This window comes from Prosthecobacter sp. (assembly GCF_014879935.1).
Taxonomy (GTDB): domain Bacteria; phylum Verrucomicrobiota; class Verrucomicrobiia; order Verrucomicrobiales; family Verrucomicrobiaceae; genus Prosthecobacter.
Genome location: NZ_JACSRD010000276.1, coordinates 1 through 11,550, shown reverse-complemented (window position 1 = coordinate 11,550; position 11,550 = coordinate 1). Strand labels below are relative to the sequence as shown.

Annotated in this window: 7 protein-coding genes; 6 read left to right on the top strand and 1 reads right to left on the bottom strand. The window is 61.6% G+C overall.

All coding sequences use genetic code 11. The features are described 5' to 3' along the window. Nucleotides 1-32 precede the first annotated feature (32 nt). The 3 genes from IAE77_RS29995 to IAE77_RS29985 all read left to right on the top strand — a co-directional run bounded on the left by IAE77_RS29995 (nt 33) and on the right by IAE77_RS29985 (nt 6,187). Nucleotides 33-485, top strand: coding sequence for a DUF4194 domain-containing protein (locus IAE77_RS29995; protein ID WP_294235213.1), 453 nt, complete (start codon nt 33-35; stop codon nt 483-485). A gap of 17 nt (nt 486-502) precedes the next feature. After that, nucleotides 503-3,820 (top strand): SbcC/MukB-like Walker B domain-containing protein, encoded by a 3,318-nt coding sequence (locus IAE77_RS29990; RefSeq protein ID WP_294235212.1) that lies wholly within the window; start codon nt 503-505, stop codon nt 3,818-3,820. Between the two features lie 207 nt (nt 3,821-4,027). Further along, nucleotides 4,028-6,187, top strand: coding sequence for an ATP-dependent RecD-like DNA helicase (locus tag IAE77_RS29985; RefSeq protein ID WP_294235210.1), 2,160 nt, complete (start codon nt 4,028-4,030; stop codon nt 6,185-6,187). Nucleotides 6,188-6,226: 39 nt separating this feature from the next. Here the strand turns inward: IAE77_RS29985 and IAE77_RS29980 are convergent, their stop codons facing one another. After that, nucleotides 6,227-7,711 (bottom strand): MFS transporter, encoded by a 1,485-nt coding sequence (locus IAE77_RS29980; RefSeq protein WP_294235208.1) that lies wholly within the window; start codon nt 7,709-7,711, stop codon nt 6,227-6,229. Between the two features lie 151 nt (nt 7,712-7,862). Between IAE77_RS29980 and IAE77_RS29975 the strand changes: the two genes are divergently transcribed. From IAE77_RS29975 to IAE77_RS29965, 3 genes are read left to right on the top strand one after another with little or no spacing between them, the layout of a single operon-like run. Next, nucleotides 7,863-8,249 (top strand): BlaI/MecI/CopY family transcriptional regulator, encoded by a 387-nt coding sequence (locus IAE77_RS29975; RefSeq protein WP_294235206.1) that lies wholly within the window; start codon nt 7,863-7,865, stop codon nt 8,247-8,249. Further along, nucleotides 8,246-10,936, top strand: coding sequence for a M56 family metallopeptidase (locus IAE77_RS29970; protein ID WP_294235204.1), 2,691 nt, complete (start codon nt 8,246-8,248; stop codon nt 10,934-10,936). The genes IAE77_RS29975 and IAE77_RS29970 overlap by 4 nt, the downstream gene beginning before the upstream one ends. A gap of 59 nt (nt 10,937-10,995) precedes the next feature. After that, nucleotides 10,996-11,478: a hypothetical protein gene (locus IAE77_RS29965; RefSeq protein ID WP_294235202.1), complete on the top strand. Its 483-nt coding sequence runs from the start codon at nt 10,996-10,998 to the stop codon at nt 11,476-11,478. The last annotated feature ends 72 nt before the right edge of the window (nt 11,479-11,550 follow it).

Below are 11,550 nucleotides of genomic sequence, written 5' to 3'. Positions count from 1 at the left end.
GGAGATGTGTATAAGAGACAGACCTCGCGCCGCTGGCGCTGGAGTTGATCGTCGATGAGGAGCGATCTCTGCTGCAGGCGAGGCCGCGCACGGAGTCGTGCCTGCTGCTGGGCCGTTTTGACAAGGACGAGACGCTCGTGCTGCTGGCGTTGTGGCGGCTTTACGATGATGAAATCAGCACCGGCAGCCAGGAGGCGGTCATCGTGACCGTGGACCAGCTTTGGGCGGCGCTGAAGGTGTACTTCGACAAGATCAGCACGCCGGAAAAATCGCAGATCGAGGCCTGCCTGGCCCGCATCCGCCGTCATCGCCTCATCCGCACGCTGCGGCCCGAGGGCATGACGCAGGCGGGCGAGATGCAGATCGAGATTTTGCCCTCGCTGGCCCGTGTGATCCCGTTTGATGACATCGCCGCGTGGCAGCAGCGCGTGGAGCAGTATCAGCCGGTCAAAGACAGCACCGAAGACGGGGAGGTGGTCGCGTGAGCGCTCCGCGCATCACCTTGAGCCGCATCCTCGCGGTGAACTGGTATGGCTACCGCCAGTTCATCGACGTCTCCGGCCTCTCACTCATTACCGGGGCGAATGGCAGCGGCAAGAGCGCACTGCTCGATCTCATCCAGTTCGTCATGCTCGGCGAGCAGCAGAGCAAGTTCAACAAAGCCGCCGCCGGTGCGGGCAGCGGTCGCTCACTGCGTGGCTACTGCCTGTGCGACACGAACACGACCGGCCGCGATGGTGCGGAGCGCTACCTGCGGCCCAGCAGCGTCACGCTGGCTGGCTTGGAGTTCACCTGGCCGCTGCAATCCGGCGAGAGCGAGCCGCGACGCGAGACCTGGGGTGCACGCATCGAGTATGAAAGCCCCACGGCGAAGCCTTCGACGATCTGGTTCCGTGCTGGACGCCGCCTCGCGTGGCAGGATTTCCTCAACAGCGACGCCGGGCCGCAGGCGATGCAATTTTTGCCCGAGGATGAATTCCGCACCCGTGTGAAGCGCGAGCTCGACGGCGATGTGTGGGATCGCCAGCAAACTTACCGCGATGAGATGGCGCTGCGCAGCCACCTCGGCTTCGATGCCGAGCAGATGGCGAAGACGCTGCCCCGCGCGATGGCCTTCGAGCCGGAGAGCAACTTCGAAAAATTCGTGCGCGAGTTCCTGCTCGAGCCCGGCATGCCGGATGTGAAGGCGGTGAAGGCCAGCGTCGATGCACATCGCCGTGCGCAGGAGCGCCTGGAGAAAATGTACGACCAGCTCGAGCGCCTGAAGCGCATCTCCGCGCATCATCAGGACTGGCTCACGTCGAAACGCGAGTCCGCGCTCTACTCGCACCTCAGCGATGCTTTGAAGCACGAAGAAGCCCTCGAAGGCCTCAATCGCCGCCGCGCCGAACTCGAAGACAAACGCGCCGAGCATGCCGAGAACCTGCAAGCGCACGAGCAGGCCATCCGCGAGCGCGAACGCCTCGAACACGCCGAGGAATCCGCCCGCGCCGCGCTGGGTGACAAGGCCTTCAAGCTCGAAGAGATCGACCGCCGCCGTCGCGAGCTCGACAGCGAGATCGAGCGGCTCAACGCGGCCTCCAGCAGCCTGCATGATCGCATTCGCGCCCATCTGCGCCGCTGGCAGGACTGGCAGCTCCACGCGTCGCGACTCGGCCTGCAAAACCTCGACGAAGCCTCCGCCGCCATCTCCGCGATGCAGAGCAAGGACGAGAGCAAGGCGCTCGCCGCCGCACGCGATACCGCGCGTGCCTACATGCGGCTGAAAGACGAGGCGAACGAGCAGCTCCAGCCCGTCGTGGCCCGCTTGAACGAGCATGAGCTGCGCAAGGCCGCGCTGCACAAAGACCTCGCGCAGCTTCGCGAAGGTCACGCCACGCCCTCGCCGCAGCTCAATGCGCTGCTTTCCCGCGGACAAAAAGCCGTCGCGCTCGGTCGCGTGGTCGAGGTGAAGGCCAGCGCCGAAAAATGGTGGCCGCTCATCGAGACCGTGCTCGGCATCCATCGCCGCGCCGTCATTCCTGAGGACTTCCGCGCCGCGTGGGATCAGGCGCAGCAGACGCAGAATCCGCACGAGCCGCTCATTCATCCCGAGGAAGCCGCGCAAACCACCACGAAGGTCCTCAAAGGCTCGCTGCGTGAGATGGTCGAGACCAAACACGATCTCGCCGGCAAGGTGCTCGATCATTTGCTCGGCGGCCTCGTCGCCGTGAACAAGGCCGCGCAGCTCGACAAGCATGAGCGGGCGATTTCGCTCGATGGCTGGCTCAAAGATCCGCCGCGTCGTGTGAAGCTCACGCCTGAAAAAGAGCTCACACTCGGCGAGGAAGGCCTGCGCCGCCTCCGCGACCTGCGTGAGAACGAGCTTCGCGAGACCGATGCCGTCATCGAGGAGGTGCGCAGCGATTGTGATGACCTCCGCGCCTTTTTAAACCGCGGCGCTGAAGGCCATCTCGACCGCTTCACCGCGCCGGAAGGTGCCGACGAGGTCCAGCGCCTGCCCAAACTGCGCGAAGAACTCCGCGAGTTGCAAGAGACCTGGAATCTCCTCGCCACGCCAGACCACGAGAAGGCCATGGAAAACCTCCGCGTGCAAAAAGCCACGCTCAAAGGCATCCACGAACGCATCGGCAGCCTCAAGACGGCCATCACCGCTTTCACGCTTGAGCAATCGCGACTCGAAGAAGCCATCCAGGAGGATGTGTTTCAGGAGGAGCAGACTCGCATCGCCCGCCAAGCCTCGCGCATGCTCGTGCACGGTTTTTCCGACGACGAGATCACCACGCGCATCACCGCCGAGCGTCAAAAAGCCACGAGCTGGCGCAAATCCATCGAAATGGCCGCCGCGCTCGCCATTCAGCTCGACACCCGAGCGCAAGAGTCCCGTCGCCTGCGCGATGAGCAGCGTCGCGAGCTCGTCACCGTGCACGCCGACCTTGGCGATGCCCTCGATGCCGACGCGGAGGACAACGCCGCCTTTGACCAGCGCCGCGAAGACCTCGAAACGCATGAGCTGGAGCGCTTCAAGACCGCCGCGGATGAAGCGCGGAAGGAATGGGAAGATCGTTTGCAGCATCAGGTGCTCGACGTGCTGCGTGAAAAGCTCAGCGAGGCCGACCGCACCAAGCGCGAGCTGAACCGCGCCATGGATCACGAGATCGGCGGCTGGCGTTACCAGCTCACCAGTCGTGCCGACAAGGCCCACAGCGCCATCTGGACGCTCGTCGAAAAAGGCCTGCCCAGCGGCAGCGAGATGGAACTTTTCAACGCCGCCGGCCGCGATGACATCGAGCGGGCCAAGGCCGAGCTCATGGCCGCCATCGACGCCGCCGACAACCCCGAGGACAAGCGCCACCAGCGCATGCTTGACTATCGCTACTACCACCACTGGGACATCGAAGCCAAGCCCGCCGGTCGTGGCGATGCCGCCGCGATCAGTTTGAACAAAAGCGCCAAGAAGCAAAGCGGCGGGGAAAACCAGGCACCCTTCTTCGTCGCCACGCTCGCCGCCTTCCGTCGCGTGTATGACCTCGGCCGCCGCGAGGAACAGCAGAACCTCGGCCTCGTCGTCATGGATGAAGCCTTCAGCAAGCTCAGTGGCGACCGCATCGACGACTGCCTCGCCCTCGCCCGCAACTTCGGCCTCCAGCTCATCATGGCCTTCCCCGAAGACCGCCTCCCCACGATGTTCCAACACGCCGACACCGTCGTCCAATGCCGCGTCGAACGCAGCTACGACGAGGCCACCGAGCAGATCCAAAACATCGAAAACTGGGTCGTGCGAGTGGAAGGCTCCAGGCTCGCGGAGCTGATGGAGTAATCCGATGAATCACTCAAACAAACAGCGTTTGGAGTCGCTCTTTGAACCATGGAGCTCGAGCCAAAGCGCTTTCAGTGATTTGCAGTGGAGCGAGAAAGTCCTTGGGAAGGTTTTTCATCGGCACAACCCGGTACATGATCACCTCAATTTGAAATGGGTTGAGAGATAAGCCCTCGCGCGTTTTGCCTGACGTGACTAGCTTGCGGCATGTCCGTACCACGAAACAATCGCAACCAAGAAGTCCTTCGAGGACTCGTGGACCGTGTGGTGTTTCACAATGAGGAGAACGGCTACTGCATCCTCAAGATCGTGCCGGAGGGCAAGCGCGACGTCGTGAGCCTCATCGGACGGGCACCACGGGTCGTGGCAGGGGAGGAATTTGAGGCGCGGGGCGTGTGGGAGCCGAATCGCGACTTCGGGCCGCAGTTCAAGGCGGATGAATTGAAGCTGAAGCGGCCGGATTCGCTCAACGGCATCGAAAGATACCTCGGCAGCGGCTTGATCGAAGGAATCGGCGGGAAGTATGCGAAGCGCATCGTAGAAAAGTTCGGACCCAAGGTCTTCGACATCATCGAAAACGAGTCGAAGCGGCTGGAGGAGGTGGAAGGCGTGGGCAAAAAACGACGGCTGGAGATTCGCGAGTCGTGGATGAAGCAGAAGGCCATCCACAGCATCATGCTTTTCCTCCATCAGCATGGGATCAGCTCGTCACGGGCTTTGCGCATCTACAAGACGTATGGCGACGAGGCGCAGGCGGTGCTGAAGGAGAATCCGTATCGGCTGGCACAGGACATTCGTGGCATTGGCTTCAAAACAGCGGATGACATCGCCTATCAGCTCGGCGTGGCTGAGGATGCACCGGAGCGCATCAAGGCAGGCATCTTGCACGTGCTCGAAACAGCGGCGCAGAACGGCCATTGTTGCTTCCCCGAGCCCAAAGTGGTCGGGAAGGCGGTCGAACTGCTCGGCGTCGAGGCTTTGATCGTCCCGCAGATCGAAGCACTGATCGCGAGCGAGCAGGTGGAGCGGCACGGCGAGTTTCTCTACCTGCCTTACCTGCGGAAAGCGGAGCAAAGCATCGCCGCCAGCGTGAAATCCCTCGCGGCTCTGCCTTCCGCGTATCCAAGCATCGACGAAGACGCGGCATTGGCCTGGGTGATGAAGAAAACGGGCAAGGAACTGGCCGAAAGCCAGCAGCGGGCCGTGCGCGAGGCCCTGCGGCATCGAATGCTGATCATTACTGGCGGTCCGGGTGTCGGGAAGACGACGATCCTGCGCAGCATCCTTCTCATTTTGCAAAGCAAGCAGGTCAAAATCGTCCTCGCCGCACCCACCGGCCGTGCGGCGAAGCGTTTGAGCGAGAGCACAGGCCTCGAAGCCAAAACGCTGCACCGCCTGCTCGAATACCAGGGCGAGGGCGGCTGGGGACGGCATCGAGGCAAGCCGCTCGTTGGCGATCTCTTCGTCGTCGATGAAGCTTCGATGATCGATGCGCCGCTCATGGCGCAGTTTCTCTCGGCGCTGCCGCAGGGTGCGCACCTGCTCATCGTTGGCGATGCGGATCAGCTGCCTTCCGTCGGCCCCGGCATGGTGCTGCACGATTTGATCAGCAGCGGTGCCGTGCCCTGCGTGAAGCTCACGGAAATCTTCCGCCAGGCCGCCAGCAGCCGCATCATCACGAGTGCCCATGCCATCAATCGCGGCCAGGTGCCCGATTTGAAGCCCGCCAGCCGCAGCGACTTCTTCTTCCTCGAAGCCAGCGAACCGGACGAGATCCGCGATTTGATCGTGCAACTCGCCCACACGCGACTGCCGGCCAAATACGGCTTCGATCCCATCGCCGACATCCAGGTGCTCACGCCGATGAACCGCAACCTGCTCGGCACCGCGTCATTGAATCACTCGCTGCAACTCGCGCTCAATCCGCCGAACGAGGTCAAATTCGAGATCGAGCGCTTTCAGACCACCTTCCGCGTCGGCGACAAGGTCATCCAGACGCACAACAACTACGACAAGGAAGTCTTCAACGGGGACATCGGCCACATCGTGACGATTGATGCTGACCCCGTCAAAGTTCACGTCCGCTATGACGCAGACCGCCTCGTCGGCTATGAACCCGGTGAGCTCGACGAACTGCAGCCCGCCTACGCCCTGACCATCCACAAAAGCCAGGGCAGCGAGTTCCCCTGCGTCATCATTCCCGTGAGCACGCAGCATTACGTCCTGCTCGAACGCAGCCTGATCTACACCGCCATCACACGTGCGAAGAAGCTGTGCGTGCTGGTGGGTGATGAACGGGCGCTGTCACTCGCCGTGAGCAAGCAGGAGAGCCGGAAACGCTTCACCGGACTGCGTGGGCTGCTTTGATGCCGGAGCGTGGAAATGCAGGTGGAAAGGTGAAACGAATCACTCCTCGCCCTTCGGTTCGGGCAGCAGGAAGCCGATGACAAAGCTGAGCACCACGATCACGCTGGCGACGATGCCCGCGGCCTTCGCCACATGCATCGGCAGCATCGGGCCGCTGCCTGCGAGCATCGGAGCGACGAGATTGGTCGTCACGAACGCCATGCTGGTGCCGATCATGCGTCCGCCGACGTTTGTGGCGAAGCTGCCACCGGTGCCGCGCAGGTGCATCGGAAACACTTTCGGCAGGTATTCCCCAAAGTAGCTGAACTGCGCCACGGTGAGGAGGCCGCAGATGGCGTAGGCCCACAGGAATGCGTTCCCGCCCTGATGGAAGAAGTAGAAGTAGGTGGCCGGCAGCACAATGAGCGCGGGGATTTGGAAGATCTTCAGCAATGCCACCCGGCTGATGCCCCAGATCAGCAGCAGCGCCAGGATGATCCGCCCCACGAGGCCGCCCATCTCCTGATGAAACTGCACGGTGTCGGCCATCTTCTTCACCTCGTCGTTGATTGGCTTTTGCTGAACGAAGTTCGCCTTGATCTGCGCCACGAGCTCCTTGCGTGCCGGATCGTCCGCCTTCATCGCATTGAGCTGCTTGTTGAGCTCCTCGCCCTGCTTGCGCAGCGGCGCGAGCGCCTTGGACTGTTCCCGCAGTTCTGGCAGACCCGGCGTGACGCGGGCCACGGTGACTTGAAGCGCGCCAAAGGCGATGCCGTAGGCACAGGCAGAAAGCGCGGCGGTCACCAGCGTCACGCGACGCAGTTCCGGTGCGAAAAGGGCACCGAAGCTGGGGCGTTTGAGCGTTCCGGCGGCTTTTTTCTCCTTCCACGCCTGCGATTCCGGCACAAACGGCAGAAGCAGCGCGATCGGGATGGCCGGCAGGATGCCCGTCATCAGGAGGTAGCGCCAGGTGGAAGGATCTGCGGAGCCAAGTCCGGCTGGCAGGCCGATGTGCGGCATGTCACCGCCGTGCTGGTTGATCCATGAGCTCATCATGGTGACAAACACACCGCCCAGCGACGCAAAGGCCTGCGTGATGCCCAGCCACTTCTCCTTCTGCTTCTTGTCTGGAAACACCTCCGCCAGCCAGGTGATCGCCGCCACGAACTCCACGCAAACGCCGATGAAGGTCGTGCTGCGGAAGAACACAAACATCTCCAGAGACGTGGCATACGCCGCGCAGAACGGCGAGAATGAATACATGAAGATGCTCGCCGCCATGATCGTTTTGCGGCCGAATTTATCGACCAGCCAGCCGCCAAGCAGACCAAAGACGCCCCCGCAGAGCGCCGCGATCCACAGCAGATTCCCCACCCAGCTCGTGACGATGGGGTTGTTCATCGGCAGTTTCAGCAGTTCCGCGATCGCAGGCGCGGCCACCAGCGGCGTCATCAGCAGCTCGTAGGTGTCAAAGAGGAAGCCAATGCTGGCGATCACGATGATGAGCCAGTGCGTCGTGGTGAGTTTGGGGGCGGGAGAGGACATGGTGCGCGATGCTGTCAGGAATTGGGAGGCAAGTCAACGGGCGCGAACGGCGGATTCCATCAGTGGATTCCCCGGGGTTCTCGCTCCATGTCCGACACCTGTCGGACATTTTCCTCGACAAATCCGACACTTGTCGTCAAACTCGCGAAATATGGCGAAAAAAGCCCTCCCTCCCCTCTCTGCCGCCGAGCAGGCGCTGATGGACATTCTTTGGAAAAAGCATCCCGCGTCCGTTTTGGAGCTGCTGGAGGCCGTCAATCAAGGCCGTGACGAGCCTGTGACACGAAACACGCTCCAGACCCAGCTCACCCGTCTTGAGGCCAAAGGCTGGATCGTGCGCGATGACTCCAGTCGCAGCCATGCTTACGAACCAGCGGTGCCGGAGCAGCGTGGCCGCACCAGCGTGCTCACCGAGCTGAAGCAGCGGCTTTTTGGCGGCAGCGGCCTCGCCCTCGTGCGCTGTCTCGTCGAGAGCGGGGAGATCAGCGCCGAAGAGATCGCCGAGCTGAAAAAACTCATCCGCCAGCACCAGCCATGAGCACGGAGACCATCACCTTCCTCAATTTCCTCGTGCACAGCCTCGTCATCGGCGCGGCCGCCTGGCTGCTGGTGCGGTTCGTCATTCGCGATGCCCTGCGCCGCTGCATCCTCGCGAATCTCGCGGTACTGATGTGCCTTTATAGTCCTTTCGACATCTCGATGCGGGATCTTTTTCCGACAACGCAGCACGTTCCTGTCTTCACACCGATTCGTGAGACACTCGAGCACGACTGGCGGGTGAAGGTCGAGCCGCAAAAAGCCATCGTGACTCCGACGGCGGCGCCTGCGGCCGTTTCTTCATGGGATTGGAACGACCTCGTGAAATGGCTCCATCGTCTCTCATGGCTCGTCACCGCTTTGTTGCTGCTTCGACTGCTCGTGCAGAGCATTCGCCTTCAGCGCTGGGCATGGAGATTGCGGACACTTTCGGCGGATGAAGCTGCCTTTCTTCGCGGCAGCGTCCTGGAGTGCGCCGGCCCTCCGGCGCTTTCGAACGGTTCAAGGCCCGCGAAAAGCTCCAGAGGGCTGGAGCACTCCAAAACGCTGTCGCGGCTGCGGGTATCCGATGGCGATTGCACACCCTGCGCCGCCGGATGGTTCTTCCCCATCATCGCGGTGCCAGCAGCGGCATTCGAAGAACTCACGCCCCGGCAATGGCGCTGGCTCATCCGGCATGAGAGCGAGCATCTGAGCATGCACGACACCGTGGCCGTGCTGCTGCAAAACATCGCCCTCGCCTTCCTTTGGTGGAATCCCTTCGCCCATGCCCTCATCGAGGAATTCTCCCGCGCTCGCGAAGAGGCCTGTGACGCGGCCGCAGTCGAGGAAGAGCCCGATCAGGCATCCTACATCGACTTCCTGCTCGCCTGGGCGGCGAAACCATCTCCTTCGCGTTTTACCATGTCGATTGCTCGCTCACGTCCGGCTCGTCGTCTACAGGACCGCCTTGTGGCTCTGATGGAAGCCCGTGGCGTGCGGAAGACGATCGGCGCGTTGTTTATGCTCGGCTGTCTGGCCTTCGCACTCGTCGCACCGTATGTCGCGGCCTCTTTTGGCATCGCGACGGCATCCGCGCAGGAGCCCATGAAGTCGAATAAGAATGACCAGGCGATGTTCACGCGGTTGTACAGGGTGGGGCCGGACTTCCTTGTGCTAGGCCGGCCGGTGCGCGATCCGTTTGGCAGGGACGAGAAGGATCCTTTTGCCGCAGAACCTCCGCCAGAAAGGCTGACCGCCCGGCAAGTGCTCGAAAAGCAAGGCATCACTTTCCCTGAGGGAGCCAGCGCCCTTTTTCAAGCCGCCACCTCCCAGCTCATCGTCCGCCATCACCAGGCCGCTCTCAATCAAATCGAGGCCATCATCGACCGTCTGCACCACCGCATGCCGCAGGTGTATTTCCAGTGCAAACTCATTCAGGCCGGCCAGCACATCGGCAGCCATGAAAGCATTCTAAAAGCCGATGAAGCCGAAAAACTGTGGAAGGCGAATTCTCAGAAAAAGGGGATCGACCTGCTGAGTGCTCCGCGTATCACCACCAAGATGGGCCAGGGAGCCACCGTCGAGGTCGTGCGCGAGGTTCTTCCCGAGAAGCCTGGGTCGAAAGACATCGTGATCGCGGCCAAGTTCATCGGCCCGAGCATCAAACTCGTCGCCAACCCGGCGCCGGATGGAAAAGCCAGCATCGAGGCCAAAGTCGATCTCGGCATTGATCCTGATGCCGAACGCCCTTGGGTGCCCCAAAAGGATGCCAAACCTGACTGGAGCCGTGTGCAAATCTTCACCGTCTCGTCCAAAGCCGTCCTCGCAACCGGCGAAACGTTGGTCCTTCATCTTCCGACGAAGAAGAAGCCGGTCACCGTGCTCATCACCGCCGAGGCGCTGACCCCAAACGGGCAGAAAGCCATCAACTTTGAATCCACCGCCACCGTAAAACCCTCCAGCACCGGCATTGATGTGCCTGACAAGCCGGCCAGTGAGTGGGCTGTGCGTGTTTACGCGCTGCCCCAGAGCTTTCCGCAGGACAAACCGCCTGTGGAAGTTCTCAAGGCCGCCGGGATTGACTTTCCTCACCCCCAGGCCGCGATCGCAGAGGTGAAGGATGGAAAGCTCACCGTTCGCAACACGAAGGCCAACTTGGATCTCATCGAAGCCTGGCTCGATGCGATGATCCGTGCAGAGGTTAACAAACGCGTGCATCTCACCGTGCTGGTCGCTGAGTTGAAGGGCGACGTTTTGAAGCAGATCAATGACTGGCTGCCCCCGCTGCCTGAAAAAGTCGAAGCCGTCCAAGCGCCCGCAAACACCCCGCCGCCGCCTCCAGCGGTTCTGCGGGAATTCACGCTCAGCGGCATCTTCACCGCCGCTCAAATGGAGGTCGTCGTGAAACGGCTGGCTGTGAGAGACGCGAAGTTGGAAATCCTGCGACCAAACCAAAAAACCGGAGCCTATGCTTTGCCTGCCTCCATGAATGAACGCGAATTGAAGATCGAACCCGTCATCGGCCCGGATGGCTACTCCATCGAAATGACCGTGCGAACACCCTCGCAGGATGAAAACCCCTCCAGCGGCATCTCCACCGCCGTCACCATCTGGGACGGCCAGACGGTCGTTTTAGGCTCGCAGCCTTCCGAAGGCGTCTCCCGGCTGCTTTTCATCACCGGAAACATGGTGGAGAGCCCAAAGTAGGCGCTCGTGCTCTTTGGACTTGGACAAGGAAGCGAGCCGTCCTTTATGATGAGACGGTCATGATTTCGCGATTCGCCTGCCTTCTCCTGCTTTTGGCCGTGAGCAGCGGTTGTGTGTCCCGGAAGGAAACGCCGAAGGTTCCGCAAAAGACATCCACGTCGTTTTGGAAACCGCATCTGCTCTATTTGAGTCCCACGCCCCACGACCGGCTGTATGTGGAGGTGGATGCCGTGGAAGAGTGCGAGCCTTCGCGGGCGGAATTGCAGGCTCTCGGAGACGCGCTTCAGGCTCACTGCCACAAACCCCGAGGCATCGAGATCTGTCAGAGCAGCGTGATTCCCAAGGCGGAAGCACGGGGGCTGTCACGTCGGGAACTGGCCCGCGGCTGGATGAACGGCCCGCCCGCAGGCAAGCGATCCCCCGCTTATCTCTATGTTCTCTATTACGATGGCCGCCTCGGCAGCAGAAAGGAGGAGGCGAGGGCGAAACCACACACGGAGCTGCTGCCGTATCCCTCCGCAATCTTCATCAACCGGGGCTAAAGGCAATGCCGTTAAGCAATCCTGGTGACTTCATACTCTGTGGCTGAAGATGTGGAGGTGGGTGAGATCATG